At 66.1% G+C, this 21,056-nt stretch carries 13 protein-coding genes and 1 pseudogene; 4 read left to right on the top strand and 10 right to left on the bottom strand.

What is annotated here, in order from left to right; genetic code table 11:
• Positions 1-39 precede the first annotated feature (39 nt).
• Positions 40-1,599, bottom strand: coding sequence for a GH39 family glycosyl hydrolase (locus tag QP164_RS09535; protein WP_333922984.1), 1,560 nt, complete (start codon positions 1,597-1,599; stop codon positions 40-42).
• A 71-nt stretch (positions 1,600-1,670) separates the two neighbouring features.
• Here QP164_RS09535 and QP164_RS09530 point away from each other — a divergent pair, with 71 nt between their 5' ends.
• Positions 1,671-2,711: an SMP-30/gluconolactonase/LRE family protein gene (locus tag QP164_RS09530; RefSeq protein WP_333922983.1), complete on the top strand. Its 1,041-nt coding sequence runs from the start codon at positions 1,671-1,673 to the stop codon at positions 2,709-2,711.
• Positions 2,712-2,964: 253 nt separating this feature from the next.
• Here QP164_RS09530 and QP164_RS09525 read toward each other — a convergent pair whose 3' ends face one another.
• From QP164_RS09525 to QP164_RS09510, 4 genes and pseudogenes are all read right to left on the bottom strand, one after another.
• Positions 2,965-3,438 carry a cupin domain-containing protein gene (locus tag QP164_RS09525; protein WP_132898024.1) on the bottom strand — a complete coding sequence of 158 codons (474 nt, stop codon included), beginning with the start codon at positions 3,436-3,438 and terminating at the stop codon, positions 2,965-2,967.
• Positions 3,435-4,541 (bottom strand): Gfo/Idh/MocA family protein, encoded by a 1,107-nt coding sequence (locus QP164_RS09520; RefSeq protein ID WP_132898023.1) that lies wholly within the window; start codon positions 4,539-4,541, stop codon positions 3,435-3,437. Before QP164_RS09520 ends, QP164_RS09525 begins: the two co-directional genes overlap by 4 nt.
• A gap of 45 nt (positions 4,542-4,586) precedes the next feature.
• Complete coding sequence (locus QP164_RS09515) at positions 4,587-7,616, bottom strand: TonB-dependent receptor domain-containing protein (RefSeq protein WP_333922982.1); 3,030 nt, start codon at positions 7,614-7,616, stop codon at positions 4,587-4,589.
• Positions 7,617-7,779: 163 nt separating this feature from the next.
• Positions 7,780-10,823 (bottom strand): annotated as a pseudogene (locus QP164_RS09510) (glycosyl hydrolase family 28-related protein).
• A gap of 269 nt (positions 10,824-11,092) precedes the next feature.
• On the opposite strand from QP164_RS09510, the gene QP164_RS09505 reads away from it, so the two are divergent.
• Positions 11,093-11,620: a gluconokinase gene (locus QP164_RS09505; RefSeq protein WP_333922981.1), complete on the top strand. Its 528-nt coding sequence runs from the start codon at positions 11,093-11,095 to the stop codon at positions 11,618-11,620.
• Between the two features lie 32 nt (positions 11,621-11,652).
• On the opposite strand, the gene QP164_RS09500 is transcribed toward QP164_RS09505, so the two are convergent.
• Together QP164_RS09500 and QP164_RS09495 are read right to left on the bottom strand one after the other, a co-directional pair.
• A complete protein-coding gene (locus QP164_RS09500) occupies positions 11,653-12,330 on the bottom strand; it encodes a FadR/GntR family transcriptional regulator (RefSeq protein WP_333922980.1) in 678 nt (225 codons plus the stop codon).
• 43 nt (positions 12,331-12,373) lie between these two features.
• Complete coding sequence (locus QP164_RS09495) at positions 12,374-13,732, bottom strand: GntP family permease (protein WP_132898020.1); 1,359 nt, start codon at positions 13,730-13,732, stop codon at positions 12,374-12,376.
• Between the two features lie 293 nt (positions 13,733-14,025).
• On the opposite strand from QP164_RS09495, the gene QP164_RS09490 reads away from it, so the two are divergent.
• Together QP164_RS09490 and QP164_RS09485 are read left to right on the top strand one after the other, a co-directional pair.
• The gene (locus tag QP164_RS09490; protein WP_243643467.1) at positions 14,026-14,295 is read left to right on the top strand and encodes a helix-turn-helix domain-containing protein; all 270 of its coding nucleotides are present in this window, start codon (positions 14,026-14,028) and stop codon (positions 14,293-14,295) included.
• A gap of 142 nt (positions 14,296-14,437) precedes the next feature.
• Positions 14,438-17,446: a glycosyl hydrolase family 28-related protein gene (locus QP164_RS09485; RefSeq protein ID WP_333922979.1), complete on the top strand. Its 3,009-nt coding sequence runs from the start codon at positions 14,438-14,440 to the stop codon at positions 17,444-17,446.
• Here QP164_RS09485 and QP164_RS09480 read toward each other — a convergent pair whose 3' ends face one another.
• From QP164_RS09480 to QP164_RS09470, 3 genes are all read right to left on the bottom strand, one after another.
• Complete coding sequence (locus tag QP164_RS09480; RefSeq protein WP_333922978.1) at positions 17,447-18,697, bottom strand: SGNH/GDSL hydrolase family protein; 1,251 nt, start codon at positions 18,695-18,697, stop codon at positions 17,447-17,449.
• A complete protein-coding gene (locus QP164_RS09475; protein WP_333922977.1) occupies positions 18,694-19,905 on the bottom strand; it encodes an endo-1,4-beta-xylanase in 1,212 nt (403 codons plus the stop codon). The genes QP164_RS09480 and QP164_RS09475 overlap by 4 nt, the downstream gene beginning before the upstream one ends.
• A gap of 117 nt (positions 19,906-20,022) precedes the next feature.
• The gene (locus tag QP164_RS09470) at positions 20,023-21,036 is read right to left on the bottom strand and encodes a sugar kinase (RefSeq protein WP_333922976.1); all 1,014 of its coding nucleotides are present in this window, start codon (positions 21,034-21,036) and stop codon (positions 20,023-20,025) included.
• Positions 21,037-21,056 lie beyond the last annotated feature (20 nt).

The raw sequence follows: 21,056 nt of genomic DNA, 5'->3' as shown, positions 1-21,056 counted from the left end.
ACGAAAGTGTCCGACTGTTCCGGCTGGGCCGTACTCGGTTCAGGCCGGTGTCAGCTCGATCATCACGACATCGTGATCGCGCATCGGCAGTTCGATCGTCGCCTTGCCATCGGCGCGGACCCGAAGCGTGCTGGTGGTCGGCAAATCCCGCGTCGCTGCCTGCAACTGCGCAAGCTGCGCCCCGGTCAGCGCCGCTGGCCTGCCCATTTCGAGATACGCGGTATAGGCATCGTTCTGGCGAAAGCCGGTGCGGCGTACCGTGACGCGGTACGATCCGGGCTTCAGGCTACCGAGCTTGATATCGAGCGGCGCCGCAGCGGCGGGAACGCGGACCTTGGTGAAGAACGGGCGATTGCTCACGGGCTGGTCGGGCAGGACGTCGCGCCATGCGAGCAGCTGGATCGTCCGCCCCTTGATCGCGGCGATGCTCTGGGCGTCGCCGGTCGGCACTTCACGGTCGCCCAGCTCGGCGAGGTATTTATAGGCGAACCACGTCGCTTTGCGCACGCCTTGCGGCGTCATCAGCCCGAAGCCGCCCTCGAACGGCTTGGCCTGCGGCCCTGGTTCCTCGAACAGGTCGCTGAACGTCCAGTAGCTCATGCCCTGCGCCAGCCCCTCGGTGCGCCGCAGCTTGGAGAGCACATAGGCCGCGCCGAGATAATCGTCGTGGATCGGATCGCGTGGATTGTAGCTGGTGCTCCATTCAGTGAAGAACAGCGGCAGTCCGGGGCGGCCGGCGGCATCGATCTGCGCGCGCACGGCGCGGACGTCCTTCACGACGGCATCGGGATCACGCGACAGCTTGTTGTCGCCTTCGCCCTTCTCGTCGAGAAAGCCGCCCTCGACGCCGTAGGTATGCGTGCTGACGAAATCGACCGGGAGCGCATTGGCTTTCGCATAAGCGAGGAATTCGGGCACCCAGCCAGCGCCTGCGGTCGCCGGCCCGCCGACGCGCAGCGCAGGGTCGATCGCCTTGATTGCGCGCACGGTGCGTTTGTAATAGTCGAAATAGGCGGCCTGGTCGGCGCCTTCCCAGAAGCCGGCGAGATTGGGTTCGTTCCAGAATTCGAAATACCAGCTGCGGACTTCCTTGGCGCCATAGCGGTCGATCATGTGGCGCGTGAATGCATCGACCAGTGCGGTCCATTTGTCCGGCTGGGGATGCGACGTGTTACCCTTCCAGTAGAAGATCGTCTGGTCGGACGTCTTCATCGCGTCGGGCGTGAAGCCGAGTTCGACGAACGGCTTGAGCCCCATGCCGAGCAGCCGGTCGTACAGCCGATCAAGCTTGCGCCAATCATAGACCGGCTTGCCGTTCACTTCGCGGTACACGCTCAACTGGTCCGCAAAGACGTTGTGGAAGCGGATATAGCGGAAGCGCAGGTCTTTCTGAACGAGCCCCAGCTGCGCCAGACTGTCCTCGCGTTGCAGCGTGCCGGGAAAATCGGCGCCGATGGAAAGCTCGGCCATGCGGTCGCGGGGCGTCGTCGGTGCCTGTACGTCGACCGCGATCGTACGCGCGGTGGCCGCGAAGACCGGGCTGGCGAGAATGACGCTGACTCCGAACGCCGTGGCGTATCCCCATTTCGGTATCGACACAGTGATCCTCTCGCTTTTATCGTCGCATCTTGGGCGATAGCGCTACCAAGTGCAACGCGGAGGATGACGGCATGACGTGGGAACCAACCGGACAGAGTCGTTCGTCGTCCGAAGTGCGTAACGGCCTCGCGCTGGATCGACGCAGCGTCATGATCGGTGGACTGGCGCTGCTCGGCTCCGCGCGCGCCGCGACGGCTGGCGCTGCGGAGGCGCGTGCCGTCGTCCCGCGGATCGTCCGTCTGTCGCCGGTACTCGACCGCATGATCGCGCCGAACGCGGTCATCGAGACGATCGCCACCGGGATTCGTTGGGCAGAGGGGCCGTTGTGGGTCGAAGCCGGCCAAGACTCGGGATCGTATCTGTTGTTCTCCGACCCCGCGGCCAATATCGTCCGGCGCTGGCGCAAGGGTGGCCGTGCGATGCCGTTCCTCGATCCGTCCGGCGCCGGTGGAACCGATCCCAAACGCGTCCGAGAGCCGGGCGCCAATGGTCTTGCGCTCGATCGTGCGGGCAAGCTTCTGATCGCGAACAGCGGCGGCCGCTCGATCGACCGCGTCGATCTGGTCACGCGCCGTCGCGAGGTGCTGATCGACCGGTATCGCGGCAAGCGCTTCAACAGCCCGAACGACCTGCACGTCGCGCGCGACGGTGCGATCTACTTCACCGATCCGCCTTATGGACTGGTCGACGGCGACGCCTCGCCGGACAAGGAGATGACGGTCAACGGCGTCTATCGCTGGACGCGGGACGGCGGTGTCGAGCTGCTCGACGGCGGACTGACGCGCCCCAACGGCATCGCGCTGTCACCCGACGAGCGGCGGCTCTACGTATCGGTATCGGACGAAACCGCGCCCCGGATCATGGTCTATGATCTGGATTCCGCGGGGCGGCCCGGTAACGCGCGGGTCTGGCTTGATGCGAAACCGATGCAGGCGCGCGGTGGCGCGGGTCTGCCTGATGGCATGAAGGTAGCGCGCGATGGCACGCTGGTGTGCTCGGTGCCGGGCGGGATGATGATCCTGACGCCCGAGGCCGAACCATTGGGGCTGATCTCGACCGGGGCGCCGATCGCGAACTGCGCGTTCGGCGAGCGGGGAGGGCGCTGTACCTGACTGCGAACGACCGCGTCCTGCGCGTGCCGCTGCGCCGCGGTTGGTGGGGGTGAGTCAGACCCTCCGAATCCCCCCGGGCGGGGGACGATCGGTCGGCGGCAGCGTGTATTTCATAGCAACCTGACATTCCGCCGACCGTCATCCTGACGAACGTCAGGACCCAGGGTTACGGAGGCCAGCGCTCATGGCTCTGGGTCCTGACGTTCGTCAGGATGACGGGCCTTCGGCTCCGGCAATCATTTCCGACCTGCGCCTACCGCCGCACGGGGAGCTTCGTGCCGAGCAGTACGAGGCGGCCGCCGGTGATGCCGAACCAGTGCGGTACGCCCGCCGGGATCAGCATGACGTCGCCCGGCTTCAACGTGCGCGTGGTGCCGCCGACGATGCGGTCGCCTTCGGTGAGGTCGGGCTTGACGGATTTTGCTGCCTCTAGCGTGCCACCCGATATCAGCGTCCCGGCACCGGCGATGACGATCGCGTATTCGGCCTGGTCCGGATGCACTGCCGGGCGTCCCGGGGTCTTCCAATATTCGAGCGCGGCCACCGTTTCGCCGTCGCGCACCAAGGGCTGCCACGCAAAGCCCTGTCCGGGTTTCATGGCTTTCGCCATCGCTGCGACCTGCGAGGTCACTTCGGCACCCGATGCGAAGGCAGTGGGATCCGTGGTCTGCGCCGTTGCAGCAACCGACACGAGGGCGAGGGCAACGGCCACCAGACGCGCGATCATGCGCGACCGTCCAGGCGGATGGTCCGCCCTTCGCGCGCGGAACGGTAGATCGCCTCGACGATGCGCATGTCGCGCAGGCCCTCTTCGCCCGACACGATCGGTTCGCGCCCGGTGCGGACGCAATCGACGAGGTGATCGAGTTGCCCCGCGAACTGCGTCTTGCCGGGGCCAGGCGGCGGCGTGACCGCGCGCTCGCGGCCGTCCTTGCCGACCCACATCTGGTTGCCGTCATAGCGCGTTGCCGGCTCGAGCTCGATCCGGCCGGCGTCGCCCATCAACAGGATGTGGTTCTGGTTGGCGCTGTACATCGACTGGCATCCGGCGATCGCGCCCGAGGGGAATTCCAACGTCCAGTCGATCATGTCCTCGACCTCGGTAAAGCGGGGATCGCGGCGGTCGGTGGATTCGCGGGCGGTCACCGCGACCGGTTCCTCGCCGGTCATGTAGCGTGCCGCCTGGAGGCTGTAGATGCCCATGTCCATCAGCGACCCGCCGCCCGACAACGCGCGCTTCAGCCGCCATTTCGACGGATCGCGCTGGACGAAGCCGTGCTCGGACCGGACATAACGGATTTTCCCCGCCGCACCGGTATGCGCCAAGCGCATCGCCTCGAGGTTATAGGCCTCGAAATGGCAGCGATAGCCGATCATCAGCTTGCGGTTCGCGGTCTTGCACGCGGCGATCATCGCCTCGCATTCCGCGACCGAGACCGCCATCGGCTTTTCGCACATCACGTGCTTGCCCGCCTTCGCCGCGCGGATCGTGTACTCGGCGTGCAGCGCATTGGGCAGGCAGACATAGACGATGTCGACATCCGGATTGTTTCGGATCGAGTCGAAATTGGCGTAGGAATAGACCGCGCTGGCGGGCAGGCCGTGCTCGGCGGCGACCCGCTTCGCCTTGACGGGATCGCCGCTGACCACGGCGGCCAGCCGGCTGTGCGTGCAATTGGCGAACTGGGGTATGATGACGTCGAGCCCGTACGAGCCGAGCCCGACGATCGCATAGCCGAGCTTGCGGTCGGGCCGCCCTGCGCCGCACGCCGCCGAACTCAGCGCAAGTGCGGCGGCGGACAGGATGATATCGCGTCGTGCAAAATCCATGAATAGAGCGTCCCGGCGTTTGGAAGGATAGGCGATCCGGACCCGTCAGAACCGCGCGCGCACGCCGATCCGGTAGAACCGGCCCAATGTGTCGTACAATGCCGGGTTCACGTCGAGCCCCGTATTGGTCTGTGGCGACGGTTCGGGATCGTGATCGAACAGATTGTCGACCTTGAAGAACATGCTGACCTGCTTGGTGACGTTCAGCGCGCCGCCGACGTCGAAGTAGAACGCGCCCTTCATCTTATTATAGTCGATCGTCGGGTTGTTCGCGGTCGATACCGGGCAGTTGCCGGGCTGGCAGACGACATATTGATGGCCGATCACGCCATCGCTGAACCAGCGCTGCTGCAGCGTGAGACTGAACTGATCATTGTCGTAGCTTTCGGTCGCGAGCCACTTCCAGTCGGGGGTCGCACCCGAATTGGCACCCGCCGTATCCACGGGAATGGTACCGGGCAGGCCGGGATCGGTCACGTACTTCATGACGTGGGTGGCAAGCGCCCGGACCGTGAAATTGCCGTCGATCCCGAGTGGTTTGCGCCACTGATAGCTGCCCTCGAGATCAAAGCCGTTGGTCTTGATCGACGCCAGGTTGAAGGACTGCACGTTGACGAAGTTCGGCCCGGCGGTGTTCTGAAGATTGAACGCGCTGCAGGTGTCCGTGTTGCCCTGGAAGCAAAGATTGACGATCTGCGCCGCGGTCAGGCTGGAGACGACGTCCTTCAGCTTGATCGTGTAATAGTCGAACGACAGGCTGAGCCCCGGCAACCATGTCGGCCGCGACAGGACGATGCCCGCCTCGGTGCTGCGCGCGATCTCGGGGCGGAGCGCCGAATTGCCGATCGTGTTCTGGATGATCAGCACCTGCGTGTTGCGGAACGGATCGGTGAAGTTGGGGACGGTCGTGGTGGTCGGCGCGGCGAACAGCTCCGACAGGTTCGGTGCGCGGACGTCGCGCGACGTCACCGCGCGCAGGCGGAAGCCGTCGAGCGGCGTCTCCCACGTGCCGCCTACCTTCCAGGCATAGACCACGCCCGAGGTCGAATAGCGCGTCGCGCGGCCGGCGGCGTTGACGTTCGCGCGGCCGAGCGTCTTCGAGTCGAGGATCGGCAGGTTCATCTCGAGGAAGCTTTCGAGGACGGTGTATTTGCCCGTGCCGTTTTTGTAGTTGCCCGCGTACCAGTTGCTGCCAATCGTCGAATTGAGGTTCGGATCGCTGGGGTACAGCGTCGAATTCGGGCTGATCGCGGACACGCCTGCGCCGTAAGGGTCGGCGTTGACGCGGTAGAATTCGCGGCGCCATTCGATACCCGCGGCCAGCGCCAACGGGCCTGCCCACAAGGTGATCGGCTCGCCCGAGATGCTGCCGGCGGCGGCATCCTGCGTCTGCTTGGTATGCTGGAACGGCCCCGCTGCGGGGGTGATATAGGCGAGCGCACCCGCCGACGGCGTGGTGCCGCCGAAGATGTTGATCGGCTGGCACCCGGCGGCGCGCGCGGCCGCATCGGCGCAGACGATCTGGCCGTTGATCCGCGTCGCGTTGATCGCCTGGTTGTAGCGTCCGGTCAGGCTGACATTGTCGACGTTGATGTCGGTGATGTTGATGCCGTGCTCGTACGATGCGTCATAGGTCCAGCTGGTACCCAGCAGATCGGACTTGCCCTTCAAGCCCCCGACGAAGCGATACTGACGACGATCGGTGTTGACCTGGATGTTCGGCAGGATCGCGTTGCTGAGGCCGTACTGGAAATTGGTGATGCCGTTCGCCGCACAGGCTGCCGAGATCGACGCGGGCAGATACGGGTTGGCGCACTGGATCGTCAGCCCGGTCTTGGATGCGCCAGGATTGGGCTGGTTGTGCGTCTTCACCTGCGCGACGTTGGCGGTCATGTAGACCTCCATGTCGGGCGCAACGTCGTAGCTGATGCGCGTATAGCCGTTGAGGCGCTGGATCGCGGATTGCAGCGACGTGCCCGATCCGACATGCCCCGACTGGTCGCCGCCGACGCAGAAGCCGACATAACAACCGGTGACGTTGCCCGCCGCGTTCTTCGCCGGCACGCCGTTCGAGCCGTAATTGAACGCGAACGGCTGGCCGTTGACGTCGAACGCGGTGCCTTGCAGCGGCCCGGCGCTGATCAGCCCGTATTTGGTGTATTGATAGGCCTGCCCATTGTCGCGGTAGAGAAGCTGCGGCGAGCCGTTGTTGCGGATGCCGGTGTCGACCAAGGTCGTCGCGCGGTACCAGTCGCGGCTGCCGGCGAGGTCCTCGCCGAAATTGCCGGGGCCGACGCCCTGCTCCTTCGAATATTCCCCGCTCAGGATGACGTGGAGCTTGTCGTTCGCGAAGCTCTTGCCGACCGCGGCCTGGAACAGCACCTGGCCGTCATCGCCGTACGTGGTCACGCCGGTCTGGACGTTGGCCTTGAACCCGGTGAACTTGGTGTCGGTGATGAAGTTGATCACGCCGCCGACCGCGTCCGAGCCATAGGATGCCGAGGCGCCGCCAGTGACGATATCGACGCGCTTGATCAGCAATTGGGGGAACTGGCTGATGTCGGGAACGCCGGTGACGTTGGCGCCGACGACGCGCTGGCCATCGAGCAAGGTCAGCGTGCGGATCGTGCCGAGGCCGCGCAGCGAGAACGAGCTCAACCCTTGCGATCCGCTCGACGTGCTGAAGGTGCCCGTGGTGGCACCGGTCGAGCCCTGCAGTGAGGGCAATTGCGCCACCGTCGTGAAGATGTTGGGTTGCGCGTTCTTGAGGATCTGCTCCTCGCCGATCACCGTCGTCGGCGTCGGCGCGTTGAAGCCGCTCGACGTGATGCGCGTGCCGGTGACGACAATGTCGCTAACCGAGGCGGGGGCCTGCGCGTCACCGGCAAGGCTGGCGGGGGCGGCTTGCGGCGCAACCGGATCGGGTGTCGGCTCGGCCTGATCACTGACCGGGGCAGGCGGCGGTGCGACGGTCTGGGCCGACACAGGCGTACAGGCCAGCACGGTCGCCAGCGCGACCAGGCTGGTAGCGATACCATCAAATCGTCCAAACGACAGTCGGTCGCGCGTCGCCATTGTCATCGATCCATCCCCTGTGCCCACGGTACGTGCCGGTGATCCGGCTTGTCAGTCCATCGTGTCTGCTGGGGTCTACCGCATCGCGACTGGCGCGGCATCTACGACCAAGGTCGCAATCCGCGCCCTATCGACGGAGCAGGGTCGGCGAGGGAAAGGGGGCTCAGGGACGGGCGGTATAGAGCGCGTGATGCGTCAGGATGAACAGCGTGCGGCCGTCCTCGCCGCCGAACAGCAATTGCAGTGGGCGGTCGGGCACGTCGATCCGTCCCTGCTCGCGGCCGTCCGCCGCGTAGACGAAGACCTGACCATTGGCGACGTAGACGCGACCGTCCGGCCCTGCCGCGACGCTTTCGCCGCCACGCGAGGCGAACGGTTTCAGGTCGGTGATCGCGCCACCGCTCCCAAGCAGCCCGCTATAGGTTCGATCCTCCGATCCGTTGACCAGGTACAGACGCTCGCCGACGCGTCCGGTGACGAGCCCGTAGGTGTCGAGCGTGTCGGAAAAGCGCCAGCCAAGATGATCGGCCGGTCCCTGTTGCCAGACCCGGTAGGCGGGCAGGGCGAGGCTGCCATCGGCCGATACGTATTCGAGCGGCTTGGCGACCCCGACATCGCGTGCAAACATCTCCGCCAGGGTCGTGAAGTGATCGCGCGTCGCGTCATATTGATCGCGGAACTCGCCATTGTTCCATACGCTCCCGGGGAGCACGACCCGCGCGTTGGCGTGGGGCCCGACCGGTGTCGGCGTGATGACCTTGATCGCCTGCGGAGCCTCGGGTCGGAGACCGTATACCGTCGCGGCCGGTCCCGCCGACGACAGCACCAGCAAGCCCCCTGATCGGTCCACCGCGAGATTGACGGGATCGAGCGGCGCATCCGCGACGATCGACAAACCCTCCGTCTCGGACCAGCCATGAATCCGGTGGAACTGGCGATCGACGAAGTACAGCTTGCCCTTCGCATCGACCGCGCCGCCGCCCAGCGAGTAGAAGCCGTCCGCAACCTTGCGGACGTCTGCCAAGGGCGGCGCGGCGGCGGGGATTGGTGCGGTCGTGACGTCGAGCACGGCAAACTCGCGTTCGCGCATCACGCGACCCTGCGTGATGTCGACGATCGCATTCTCGTACGGATATTTGCTCGCACGCAGATAGGTCCCGCAGCCGTTCGCGTCGCACGTCGAGAAGCCGCTTTCGGCATTCACATGGACATTGCGGAAACGAATGTCGGTCGATCCGTACAGAGTCACCGCCGCGGGGGCCGGTTCGAGCGACCGCGTCACGCGGTAGGCATGGAGGTTGGCGAACAGGATGTCGCGCGAATTGCGCACCTCCAGCGCGACCGCGGCGCGGCTTTCGCCGGCTTCCTCCTCGGTCTGCGGGGCGAGGAACTGCCAGTTGCGGACGCCGTCGAGGACGATCTCCGCCCGCCGGTGATGCTCGGCCGACATCTGGTACACATAGCCCGGCGTGCTCGTGTTCGAGACGTGGAGTCCAGCCTGCGCGTAGGTGTTCGGCGTCCACACGCCATTGAACGTGCCGCCGCCGCCATCCGTCACCCACAGGCTGGCATATTGCCCGTCCCAGCGCTTGGCCGGATCGAGGTCGGCGGTATGCGTCGCATTATAGGGATCGAAGCGAGTGCCGTCGGCGCGAAAGCTGCCATGCCCGCCGCCGAATTTGACGTCGTCGACCAGCGACTGTTCGCCGGCGCGCCATAGCAAGGCGGTCGCGCGCGGATTGCGTCCACCGGTCGACAGCCCGAGCCCGGAAACGATCGCCGCGCCCCTTTCGCGCTTTCGATCAAGGCATGGGCGCTACCGACGCCGCGATAGGCGGGGCTGTCCTCCGCGAGCACGATCTGCGTCAGGCTGGGGTGAAGGCCGATCAGGACAGTGTCGGCGCGCAGCTTCAACGTATCGGTGACGCGGTAGAAGCCGGCGGGGAAATACAGCACGCGGTGCGTATCGATCGCGCGCTGGAGCGCCGCGGTATCGTCGCTGGCATCGTCACCGCGGGCACCGAGATCCTTGACGCTCGTCCAGGCCGAGACCGGCGGCAATGCACGGATCGCCGGTTTGCGCGACGGCGCAGGCGAGGACAGCGGCTTCGGATCGAACCGTGTCGCAAAACGCCCCGTGGTACCCAGTGCGGGCAGGGTCAGTCCGGCGGTGAATTCGCCGACCCGGTATCGGGCCGTCGGGCCTGCCAATGTCCGACCGCTGTCGCGAAACTGCGCGAACACCGGTGTCGCGTTGGCCACGGCGTTGTCGAAACCGATCTGCGTATAGGCGCTGCTTTCGTTGCTGATGATGATCCCGGCCTTGGTCACGCCATCGAACCGGACGTCCTTGCCCCACAGCCAGTCGCCATAGCCGCGGTCGATCTCGATCCCGACGGGCGTGTTGCGGAACACCGTGTTGACCAAAGTGAGCCCCGCTTCGTGTTCGCGGATACCGGCGTCGCGCTGGCCGTCGAAGACCGAGTCGAGCAGCGTGTACTGCCAGGCGGGGGAGGTCTTTTCGGTCAGGATCCCGTACCGCCCGCCATAAAAGCGGAGGTCCTGGCCGAGATTGCCGACTTGGTAGATCCCGGCGAGCGCCGAACCGAGGTGGAAATCGATGTGGCTCAGAAACGCATGCTGTGCCGCATGCGCGCGGACCGCGGTGGCAGCGGGATTGCCGTCGCCGATCATGAAGTCGATATTGGACAGCGCCGAATAGAAGGTGCCCGAATTCGCATCTGCGATATCGGGCGCGAACGGAACGCTGGTCGGTGGCGGGACCGCCACGGGTGGGGCAGGGCGCGCGCCCGGCGGTGGCGGCAAGTTGCCGGTGAACATGACCATGCTGCCCACGCCACGCTGGAAACCGGGCGTCGCGCTGGCCAGCATGAGCACCGGACGCGTCTTGCCGACCCCGAACAGGCGGACGCCGGGACGCAGGTACAGGGTGCGGGTGATCCGGTAACGCCCGGCGGGAAGGAAGACGAGGCCGCCGGCGCCGCTGCCCTTGGTCGTCGCCGCGGCGGCATCGATCGCGCGCTGGATCGCCGGGCCGTCATCGGTGACTCCGTCGCCGCGGGCGACGACGGTGATCGCGCGCGGATCGCTGGGGGCGGTCGCGTAGACCGATCGCGACGGCACGGCGAGGGCGCTTGTGGAAACGCTCGCGAGCAGCAGCGCCGCTGCCACACGCGGCAGGGCCATGAGCGGCGGAAAGGGCATGATCGCAGGTCTGGCCGTCATCATCGGTCCCTTTCGGCGTGCGCGTGAAGTTTCGGCACATCATGCCCGATAGGCGGTCGCGTCGGCTAGGACGACTGCGACAAAGGTCGTAATGGCCAAGCCCGTTGCGCCGTCCGATAGCGTCGTAGCGGGACAGTCGACGAGGGCGCGTGGTGCAAGCAGAGCGAGATACTTCCGGAAATCCGCATGACGGCCTTGGCAGGGGCATTCTTGGCAGGGGCATTGTCGTCATGGGCGTCAGCGGCAGCGGTAAATCGACGCTGGCGGCGTATTTGGCGGAGAGGCTTCATTGCCCGTTGCTCGAAGGCGATATGTTCCACATGCCGGCAAGCATCGCCAAGATGCAGTCGGGTCATCCGCTCGACGATGCCGACCGCTGGCCGTGGCTCGACCGCCTCGGGGCTGCGCTCGGCGACGCGGCGCTGGGGGCTCGGACCGAGCAAGGTGGCCTCGCGGTGGCCGCCTGTTCCGCCCTGAAACGCAGTTACCGCGAGCGTCTGTCCGCGACCTCTGCCGTGCCGCTGTCGTTCGTGCTGCTCGATACGATGCCCGCCGAGATCGCGCGTCGGCTTGCCGCGCGGTCCGGGCATTATATGCCGGCAAGCCTGCTCGACAGCCAACTCGCTACGCTCGAGCGGCCGGCAGCGGATGAAAACGCGCTGATCCTCGATGCGGGCCGGACGCCGGATGCGCTGGCGACAGAGGTGCTGGCCTGGCTTGGGATCGCGGCGCCCCTGCAGGAGCAACGGCGCGGCTGACCTGCGCACCGAACGAACCAACGGGCACCGCATCACGGCATCAGCCGCTTGCGCCCCTGTGACAAATGCCAGCGCATCGCGAGCGCGGCGCCGTCCGCATCTTCCGCGCGGATCGCCTCGACGATCGCGTCATGCTCGTCCATCATCGCCCCGATGACCTCGGGCGGGCGCGAGCGGGAAATATCGACGCCGGCACGCAGGATCCGCATCACCTCCTCGTGGAGATGGTCGAACACCAGCAGGAACGCCGCGTTGGCGGTTGCCTCGACGATCGCGCGGTGCAGGACCCAGTCCTCGTCATGCGCGGGCGCGTTCGACAGCAACGCGCTGCGCAACGCCTCCAGCGCCCGTTCGATCGCCTCGAGCTGATAATGCGATCGGCGCGATGCCGCGAGCCGCGCGGCCTCCGCCTCCAGCACGAACCGCACTTCGTAGGTGCCGAGCGTCGTCGCCAGCGCATCCATCGGCATGTGCGTGCCGAGCCGTTCGGAAGGGCGGCGCTTGACGTACGACCCCGCACCGCGCCGCGCCTGGGTGATTCCGTCCGACGCCAGCCGGGCCAGCGCCTCGCGGACGATCGTCCGTGACATCCCGAAGGTCGCCGCAAGCTGTGCTTCGGAGGGCAGCCGATCGCCGACCGCAAGCTTGTCGTCGGTGATGATCCGGACGATCGCCGTATAGGCGCGATCCGCCAGCCGTAATTCGGTCACGACCGCATTTCCTGCAGTGGCATATACCCTGATCCCGGCATCGTCAGACGACATAGCTCAGCGCCATCACCAGCGCGAGGCCGACCACCGAGATCGCGGTCTCGAGCAGCGACCAGGTGCGGAACGTGTCCGCGGTACTGGTCCCGACATAGCTCTTGACCAGCCAGAAGCCCGGATCGTTGACGTGGCTGAAGAATACCGACCCTGCGCCGATCGCCAGCACGACCAGCTCGGGCGACACCCCCGAGCTGGCGACGACGCCGGGCATGATGCCGACCGCGGTGATCGTCGCCACCGTCGCCGAACCCGCGGCGAGCCGGATCGCGACCGCCACAAGCCAGCCGAGCAGCAACGGCGAGATCGCGTACATCATCACCGTCCGCGCGAGCAGATCGGACAGGCCGGCGGTCACCAGCACCTGTTTCAGCGCACCGCCGGCACCGATCGCCAGCAGGATCGCGCCAGCCGCACCCATTGTCTCGTGCCACACCGCATCCTGGATCGCCGCCTCGCGCAGCCGCCGCCCGAACAGCAGCGGGAGCGCGAGCAGGTTCGTCAGGAGCAGCGCGACGACTGGATTGCTCGCCGCGACCAGGCCGGGCGCGCCCTTCAGCGTCGGGATCATCTGACCCAGTTCGCCGGTTGCGATCAGCACCACCGGCAACAGCACGATCACCAGCGACAGCAGCCGCGAGGGCGTGGCGATCGCCAGTCCGGTATCGCGCAGCACCGGCGATGCCAGCCGCACGCCGCGGGTGGTGAATTTCGCCAGCAGCGGCCCGGCGACGATCGCCGTCGGGATCGCGATGAGGATTCCGTAGAGCATCGTCAGCCCAAGGTTCGCGCCGAGCGCCTCGACCGCAAGCAGCGGGCCGGGATGCGGTGGCACCAGCGCATGCACCACGCCGAGACCCGCCAGCGCAGGCATGATCAGCCGCAGCTTGGCCTGATCGCGCGCGGCATCGCTGGTTCCCGCGGTCATCGCCGACATTTCCTCCGCCGCCGCGACGACGATCGGCAGCAGCAGGACCAGCCCGGTCTCGAAGAACAGCGGCAGTCCGATGACGATCGCGATGCCGAGCGTCGCCCATGGCGCAGCGCGGGTGCCGGTCAGGTTCAGCGCGCCCTTGGCAAGCGACGCGGCGGCGCCCGACAGATGCAGCATCGCGCCCAACGAGAGCCCCAGCGCGACCACCAGACCGGTGCCGCCGATGATGTCGCCAACGCCCTTCTGGACCGCCTTGGCGACGTCCGGCAGCGGCAGCCCCGCCAGCAAACCAACCGTGAAGGCGCCGCACAACAGGCCGATAAAGGGATGTAGTCGTCCGCGGACGATCATCACCACGGCAAGCAGAATTCCCGATAGCGCGGCAATGATCAGCCTCAGGTCGCCGCCGATCATTGGCGAAGATCCCCGGGTCGTACGAGACGCGTGCATGGTGGCGACATCGGCATCCTTCCCTGCGATCCGACGGCGTGTTCACCTGTCGAGTAGACCCGATCTGTAGGACAGGTATTTGCGATCTGCCAACAGAAAAGGCTTGATACGGCGATGAACAGCGGAGCATAGTATAAACCTGTCCAACCGAATCTGTATAAAGCGGAGCGGCGGATCGAAAACTACGAGCTTGTTACCGCGGCGTCAGACTGCGGGAAAAGACGGCGGCGTGACAGCCGAAACAGTGGAGGATGATCATGGAAGCGACTGTTCGGGACGATTACCGATCCCTGCGCGGCAATGCCGCTCCAGCACTGGCGACGCGCCCTCCGCAACTCACCCCGACCCAGATCAAGGTCCTGCGCGGCGTCCATTCGGGACTGCTCAACAAGCAGATCGCCTATGATCTCGGGATCGCCGAGGCGACCGTAAAGGCTCACATGACCGCGTTGATGCGCAAACTGAACGTGCGCAATCGCACGCAAGTGGCGATCGTCGCGCAGACCCTGGTGCTGCACCCCGCCTGATCGATCTGCGCCACAAGCCGATCGTGCGCGTGCGCGCGTCCGGCGACCGGGTTCGACATGTGAGCGGACAATCTCGCTCCCAGGCTGGCGACCGCAAAATCGTTATCCGCAACTACGGCCCGTCATCGGGGATAGGATCGACATGACCATGAAATGGCTGCTGAGTGGTGCGGCATTGCTGCCAATGCTGTCCCCCGTCGCGGCATTCGCGAAGACGAATTCGGTCTATCTCACCCGTCCCGACGATCCGCGCGCGATAACCGTCAAGGGCGTTGGCGACGGGCGCGCCGATGACAGCGTCGCGCTGCAACAGGCGATCGATGCGGCGGCAGCCGGCGGCCAGGGTGGCGTCGTGTTCGTGCCGTCGGGACGGTACCGGATCAGTCGGACGATCTTCGTCCGCTCGGCGGTCCGGCTCTTCGGCATCGGACCGACGCGTCCCGAGATCGTCCTCGCCGACAATAGTGCGGGCTACGCATCGGGCGTCGCGGCGATGCTGAGTTTCACCGGCGAGGATCAATACCGGGTCGGCAAGGCGCCGGTGCCGCCGCCCACCAGCGTGCCGTTCGACCCGGCGATCTTCGATGCCACCTCGAGCACGTTCTATTCCGCGCTGTCGAATATCGATTTTCGGATCGGCGACGGCAATGCGGGGGCGGTCGCGGTGCGCTTCCGGGTCGCACAGCATGGCTATCTGCGCCACGTTGATTTCCACATCGGTTCGGGGCTCGCCGGGGTCTATCAAGCTGGCAATGAATTCGAGGATCTGCGGTTCTTCGGTGGCCGCTACGGAATCATCTCGGAGAAGACGTCGCCCGCGTGGCAGTTCACGCTGATCGATTCCGAGTTCCAGGGCCAGCGCGACGCCGCGATCCGCGAGCACGAGGTCGACCTGACGCTCGTCAACGTCGCGATCCGCGATACGCCGGTCGGCATCGAGATCGATCGCGGCCATTCCGACTCGCTATGGGGCAAGGACGTCCGGTTCGAGAACGTCACGCGCGCCGGAGTCGTCGTTTCGGCCGAGAACAGCGTCTTCACGCAAATCGGTTTCGACAATGCCGTCGGAGTCAATACGCCGACTTTCGTCCGTTTCCGCGACAGCGGCAAGACGGTCGCGGGAGCCGGGCCACGCTACCGCGTCGCCGATTTCTCGTACGGGCTGAAACTGCCCGCGCTTGGCACGATCGGCGCGTATGCGACCGACGTCACGATGGCCCCGTTGGCCCGCGTTCCGGTCCGCGCGACGCCGGCGATCCGTGCGTTGCCGCCGGTCGGAGACTGGGCGAACGTCCGCGATCTGGGCGTGAAGGGCGACGACACCACCGACGACACGGTGACTCTGCAACGCGCGATCGACACGCACCGCGTGCTGTATTTCCCGACCGGCCGCTACCGCGTGTCCGACACGGTGAAGTTGCGCAGTGATACCGTGCTGATCGCGCTTCACCCAGGCCTCACTCACCTCTACCTTGTCGATCAGGCGGCGGGCTATGCCGGGGTTGGCCCGCCCAAGGCACTGGTCGAGAGCGCCCGGGGCGGCAATGCGATCGTCTCCGGGCTTGGCCTGTGGACCGGTGGCGTCAATCCGCGTGCGACCGCATTGCTGTGGCGCGCCGGCGCCGCTTCGATGGTCAACGACGTGAAGATCCAGGGTGGCGGCGGCACCGCGCTGACCAAGGGAAGCCCGATCGGTTTTGGCGATCCCCGCGCGCGGTTCGACGGCCAGTCGCCGAGCATCTGGGTGACCGATGGCGGCGGCGGGACGTTCGCGGCGATCTGGTCGCCCAACACGCTGGCGTCCTTGGGCTTCCACGTGTCGAACACCAAGACGCCGGGACATGTGTACCAGCTGTCGGCCGAGCATCATTACCGCGCGGAAATCGTCCTCGACCATGTCGAGAACTGGGAGTTTCTCGCGCCGCAGACCGAGCAGGAGGTGCGCGACGGGGTCGATGCGATCTCGACCGAGATCCGACATTCGCGTAACATCCTGTTCGCCAATTACCATGCCTACCGCGTCACCCGCTCGATCAAGCCGATGGATGCCGCGGTGAAGCTGTATGACTCGGGCGACATCCGGTTTCGCAACGTCCACGTGAACGCCGAAAGCGGGTTTGCGAGCTGCGATGCGAAGGGCTGCGGCACGTATCTCCGCGCGAGCAAATACCCGTTCGAGACCGCGATCAAGGACATCACGCGGCGCCAGGAGGTGCGCGAACGTGAGTTTGCGCGCCTGGACGTGCCGCCTGCGGTCACGAGCGCCGCGCTTGAATCCGCCATCCCGGTGTCGACCGACGTCAAGAAACTGGCGGACGGCTTTTATTCGATCGCCGGTGGCGCCGTTGATGCGCACGGCAAACTCTATTTCATCGACCGGCATTTCCAGCGGATTCATGGCTGGACCAAGGCCGAAGGGCTCTCGATCGTTGCCGACGCGCCGCTCGATCCGGTCAATCTCGCGGTCGATCGGTCGGGGCGTCTGCTCGTGCTGTCCTCAGCAGGGCGCGACGGTACCGTGTATAGCCTTGATCCCGCCAAGCCCGCAGCTGTTCAGGTGATCGCACCTACGCCTGCTGCCAGGGGAAAAGGGGCAGCGACTTTGCTTCCGGTCAATGTCTGGGCGAACGGCGAATTCGCCGACCGTATCGATCCCACGACCTACCAGTTCCCGACCATGGCTGACATGTTCGCGACCAAGATGGCAGAGCCCAAGCCCGAGGAATATCGCTCACCCGATGGATCGCTGGCGCTGCCTGCGTTCCGGGTCTGGAACCAGAGACCCGACGACCACCAGGGGTGGCGCTGGTCCGACACGCTCGACGCCTACGGACTGGTGTCCGCCGCTCCCGGCGCGCGCGTCGTCCTGACCAACGCGTCGGAAAACCGGACCTATGACGGTCTGGTCGGCGATCAGGGGCGTGTCACCGACCTCAAGATCGTCGCCGACCGGGGTGGCGAAAGCGCGGTCCGCGACGCCGCCGGGCAACTCTACGTCGCGAACGGGCAGGTGTTCGTCTACGCCGCCGACGGCACGCTGCGACGGCGCATCGACACGCCGCAACGCCCTTTGCAGGTCGTCATCGGTGGCGATGACAATCATACGCTCTTCATCCTGACGCATCACGCCTTGTACGCGGTTGCGATCTGATCAGCGCCGCCTGCTACCGAACAAGGCCAGCGGAACTGCCTCGCCCATCCGGCGATAACCGGCTTCGGATGGGTGAAGGTGGTCGCCTGAATCTACGGCGGGATCCAGCCTGGCCGGTTGCGCCGGATCGCGCATGACACGATCGAAATCGATCACCGCATCGAACAGGCCGGATGTGCGGATAAACGTGTTGATGGCTTGGCGATCCGCTTCCGAGGCCGGTTCCGGGTGATAATAGTCGTTCCCGCCAAACGGCGTGATCGTCGCCCCGATCACCTTGATGTCGTGCGCATGCGCGCGCGTCACGAGTTCGGTGTAGGCGGTGACGATCTGCGTCACGAGCGCGGTGTGCTGGGCGGGTGTCGCTGGCGCCTCCCGCGTGAGTACGCCCAGATCATTGACACCTTCGAGCAGGATCGCCCAGCGTACGCCGCTACGCGCGATGACGTCGCGGTCGAACCGCGCCATGAGATTGGGACCCAGCCCGTCGAGCAGGATACGGTTGCCACCAATCCCGGCATTGACGACGCCGGTACCGCGGGTGGCGGGCGTGCGCCGCAACCGTTCGGCGAGAATGTCGGTCCACCGCGTGTTACGGTTTGGCTTGACGCCGTAGCCGTCGGTGATCGAGTCCCCGATCGCGACGATCGTCCCTGTGTTGGCCGGCCCCGCTACTTCGACATCGGCGAGTGCGTACCAATGCGGGGTTTGCGTAGCGCCTGCCAGGCTTGCATCGGCGACATGATTGCCCGCGAGCGCGAAGCTGATCGCGCGCGCGCCCGGATGGCCGGTCTGTGGAACCGCGGCCTCGGGCAGATACAGGCTAACGGCGAGATCGGCCCCGGCCGCGACCGGCATCGCGACGGGATCCGAATAGAGTTCGGCACCGGCGGGGATGACGGCATCGGCATGGCCGGCAAAGGTCAGTCGCACCCCGCCGACGATCTCGCCAGTCTGAGGCGCCGAACTGCGCGCGACGTGCCCCGCAGCGATGGTGAGCGGCCGCGTTCCGAACGCGTTGGACAGGCGGACACGGAGGTGATCGCCCCCTGCCGACAGCCGGATCACCTGGCGCAGCGTGACCGCGCGTGCGCGATCCGCAGGCAACGCATTGTCGCCGTCCGCGATCATCTGCGACGAGCCCCAACTCGCGATCCAATGACGCGCGGGCGCAGTGTGGGCCGTATCCCGCGCGCCCGCACTGGCCGCGAGCAGGGCGGCTGGCAGAAGCGCTATCGCCCAGCGACTCATCGGCGCGACCCCTCGCGGGCAACCGCCTTCGACGTCGCTCGCATCGGGGCGGCGGCAATCGCGCCCGCGATCGCCGCACGCATCGGCTTGGCGACGAACCTGTCGTCATAGGGACAGGGGCGGCGGCGGGCCTTGTCGGGGCGAGGCTCGAAACCTTCGATCCAGCTGTAGCGATCGGACATGCCCCATAGCAGCACGTCGCGGACCGACGGGTATGACAGCATGAGATCGAGATACCCGCGTGTGAAATCCGCCACCGCGCGATCGCGCGCGGCGATGTCGCCCGGCAGCTTGTTGTCGCGAACGTCGAGTTCGGTGATCACAAGGCCATACCCCATCGCCGTCACCGCATCGAGGAAGCGACGCCACTCGCCCTCAAGCGCGATGATCGCGGCGCGCGTATCGGATCCCTGCGTCACGAGGTGAGACTGCACCCCAAGCGCGTCGACGGGCACGCCGCGTCGCTTGAATCCCTCGAGCAAATTCAGCACGCCGGCACGGTGTTTGGCGTTGCCGGGTTCCCAGCTCATATAGTCGTTATAGACAAGTTGCGCATGTGGCGCGGCGGCGCGTGCGGTGTGGAAAGCGAGATCGATCGTCGCCTCGGGACTGCCTAGCGCGCGCGACAGGGCCGTCTGGTAGAGTGTCGAATCCGCCGGATTCACCGCTTCGTTGACGACGTCGTAGCTGCCGATCTGCGTGCCATAGCGGCGGCAGACGGTGGTGATATGCTCGACCAGCAGACGCTCTGCCGCCTGTGCCGGGTTCGCGCCGAAATCATGGCTCTCTTCCCAGCGTGGCATCCATTTCGGCTGATGCCATAGCAGATTATGACCGCGCACCGGCAGCCGGTTGGCCTTCGCCCAGGCCATCATCGCATCCATATGGGCGAAGTCGAAGCGGGTCGCGCTTGGCCGGATGGCCTGCCACTTCATCTCGTTCTCCGGCACCAGCAGCCCGCAATCGCGCGTCAGCAGCGCGGCGTAAGCGGGGTTGGCGAACGATCCGCGATCCGCGCCGGGGCGTCCCCAGGCAAAGCACGATCCTAGCCGCATCCCCTTGGTTGCCGCGATCGACTGCAAGCTGGCGACACCGCCGTCCAGCGACGGGATCGCGGCCCCAGTTTGCGCCAAAGCCCCGCCTGCTGCGCCCGCAGCGACGGCAAGACCGCCCAACATCGCCAGCCCGTCGCGTCGCGTGATATCCACCGATCTCTCCTATTTTATCTTTATGATAGCGATATCATTTGCGCGCTTGGAGATGCTGTCAACGGGGGCATCGCGAATTTTCGACGCCGGGCTCTGGTGACATGCTGCCCGCGTCGATCAACGCCGGACGTCGAACCCGCCCTCGCGGAACGTCGCCAGGTCGCGCGGGGTGGTCTCGCTCTGGTCGCCCGGGGTGGCATGTTTCAAGACCGCCAGCGCCAGCCCGGTTTGCGCTGCCAGTTCCGCACCCTTTCCAAGGTCGGCGAGAACACCCGCGGCGAACGCGTCCCCGGTGCCGATCCGGTCGACGATGCCAGAGACCTCGATCGCGTCGGTCTCGATGATCTCGGTCGGCGTATCGATCCGGGCGCGCAAGACGTTGCATCCGGCGTCACGGACCTCGCGGGACATGGATGCGATGTGGCGCAGGTTTGGGAACCGGTCGAACGCCGCCAATGCCGTCTCGCGTCGGCCCTGTGGTGTGCTGCCATCCAGCGGACGCCGCAGCAGCAACGCGATGTCGCGGTGATTGCCGAACAACAAATCGGCATGGTCGACGAGCGGAAGAAGGATCGCGGCGGGGTCCGCACACCATTTCGCCCACATGCTCGCGCGGTAATTGCCGTCGAACGACACCGGTACGCCGATCGCGCGCGCGGCGGTCATCGCTGCCAGACAGATATCCGCCATCGCTGAACCGATCGCCGGATTGATTCCCGACAGATGCAGCCGCGCCGCGCCGGCCAGCAGCGCCGGCCAGTCATAGACGGTCGCTGCCCTGGTCGCGAACACGCTGTTCTGACGGTCGTAGACGATCGCCGATGCGCGCAGCCCTGCGCCGGGTGCGAGGTAATAGAGGCCGAGTCGTCCGTCGCTGCGCGCGATCCGCGACACATCGACACCGCACCGGCGGAGCGCATCGATCGCCGCATCGCCGACGACATCGTCAGGCACCGCGGAAATGACGCCGCTGCTCCTGCCGAGGCGGGCGAGCGCGACGGCGACATTGGCCTCCGCGCCGCCGAAATTCGCGTCCAACCGAGACTCCCTGAACAAGGGGCCGTGCCCCGGCGGGGAGAGCCTGAGCAGCAGTTCACCGAAACACAGTATCGGCCCGTCGGTGCGCGTCATCGATCAGCCTCTTGCTTGGC

It is taken from the genome of Sphingomonas sp. LR59 (genome assembly GCF_036855945.1).
Lineage (GTDB): Bacteria > Pseudomonadota > Alphaproteobacteria > Sphingomonadales > Sphingomonadaceae > Sphingomonas.
Note: the sequence above shows the minus strand (reverse complement) of the source record. Positions and strands in the feature narration are given on the sequence as shown.

Bases quoted from the DNA above. Each gene is read 5' to 3' on its own strand.
- QP164_RS09530 (WP_333922983.1), top strand. From the start codon at position 1,671: ATGACGTGGGAACCAACCGGACAGAGTCGTTCGTCGTCCGAAGTGCGT.
- QP164_RS09525 (WP_132898024.1), bottom strand. From the start codon at position 3,438: ATGATCGCGCGTCTGGTGGCCGTTGCCCTCGCCCTCGTGTCGGTTGCT.
- QP164_RS09520 (WP_132898023.1), bottom strand. From the start codon at position 4,541: ATGGATTTTGCACGACGCGATATCATCCTGTCCGCCGCCGCACTTGCG.
- QP164_RS09515 (WP_333922982.1), bottom strand. From the start codon at position 7,616: ATGGCGACGCGCGACCGACTGTCGTTTGGACGATTTGATGGTATCGCT.
- QP164_RS09505 (WP_333922981.1), top strand. From the start codon at position 11,093: ATGGGCGTCAGCGGCAGCGGTAAATCGACGCTGGCGGCGTATTTGGCG.
- QP164_RS09495 (WP_132898020.1), bottom strand. From the start codon at position 13,732: ATGATCGGCGGCGACCTGAGGCTGATCATTGCCGCGCTATCGGGAATT.
- QP164_RS09490 (WP_243643467.1), top strand. From the start codon at position 14,026: ATGGAAGCGACTGTTCGGGACGATTACCGATCCCTGCGCGGCAATGCC.
- QP164_RS09485 (WP_333922979.1), top strand. From the start codon at position 14,438: ATGACCATGAAATGGCTGCTGAGTGGTGCGGCATTGCTGCCAATGCTG.
- QP164_RS09480 (WP_333922978.1), bottom strand. From the start codon at position 18,697: ATGAGTCGCTGGGCGATAGCGCTTCTGCCAGCCGCCCTGCTCGCGGCC.
- QP164_RS09470 (WP_333922976.1), bottom strand. From the start codon at position 21,036: ATGACGCGCACCGACGGGCCGATACTGTGTTTCGGTGAACTGCTGCTC.